Genomic DNA, 335 nt, shown 5'->3' on the forward strand with positions numbered 1-335 from the left:
ACGGCGTCGGTGATGATGCCGGAGCCCAGGCGCAGCGCGACGCGGGCGGCGACCTCCTTGCCCTCGCCCGAGGACGTCACCAGGACGGCGGCGACGTCGTTGGCCTTGGCGATCTGGGCCAGGGCGTCCACCTTCGGGACGACCAGCTGGTCGGCGAACTCGGCGCCGTCGACGACGTACACCTTGGCGGCGCCGTACTCGCCGGCCTTGGCCGCGATGTCGGCGGCCGCGGCACCGGCGCCGAGCACGACGGCGGACGGCTCACCGATGCGGCGGGCCAGGGTCAGCAGCTCCAGGGCCGGCTTGCGGACCGCACCGTCGGCGTGGTCCACCAG

The 335-nt window shown here is 74.9% G+C and carries 1 pseudogene; it reads right to left on the bottom strand.

Annotation, left to right across the window (positions count from 1 at the left end):
- Nucleotides 1-335, bottom strand: a pseudogene (locus VM95_RS38170) (electron transfer flavoprotein subunit alpha/FixB family protein); the annotation flags it as partial.

Source organism: Streptomyces rubellomurinus (genome assembly GCF_000961885.1).
GTDB classification, from domain to species: Bacteria; Actinomycetota; Actinomycetes; order Streptomycetales; family Streptomycetaceae; genus Kitasatospora; species Kitasatospora rubellomurina.